Below are 479 nucleotides of genomic sequence, written 5' to 3' on the forward strand. Positions count from 1 at the left end.
GTTTATCGCGTGTACGAATTCTTCAAGATCAAGACGGAGAGATCGTATTACGCTGTGCACAGAATTTACGTGAATTCCGTAAAGAAAACTTGCGCCATTACACAGCAGATGTGATTTACCATTTGGTACGTGATGAAGAATATGGTTTCAAGATTCGTCGCAAGGTGATTAACCTCATTAATTCAACCGATACCCTAGCGGGTATTAGCTATATTTTGTAAGAGGAAATAGGGATTAGCTTTTTGCTAATCCCTATTTGTTTAAAAGGATCGAATGAGAAAAAATGATGTGTTTACATGATGTGGTCGTAAAAGATCGTTATATACAAGGCGGCACAATCGCAGTACTGGAATTGGCATCTGCGAATGAAAATACACTCCCTGAAATCGAAGCAGGGGCACATATTGATGTGCATTTGCCGAATGGTCTAATACGCCAATATTCACTTTGCCAAGATCCTAAACAAGTCGGCATTTTTC

The 479-nt window shown here is 39.5% G+C and carries 1 protein-coding gene and 1 pseudogene; both read left to right on the plus strand.

Annotation, left to right across the window (positions count from 1 at the left end; all coding sequences use genetic code 11):
* Window positions 1-221 (plus strand): nuclear transport factor 2 family protein (locus tag AC1M9L_RS14795; protein WP_481592559.1); only part of this gene is annotated, 221 nt, incomplete at its 5' end.
* Window positions 222-283: 62 nt separating this feature from the next.
* Window positions 284-479: pseudogene (locus AC1M9L_RS14800) on the plus strand (oxidoreductase); the annotation flags it as partial.

The sequence above is a fragment of the Acinetobacter sp. ANC_7511 genome (genome assembly GCF_056779975.1).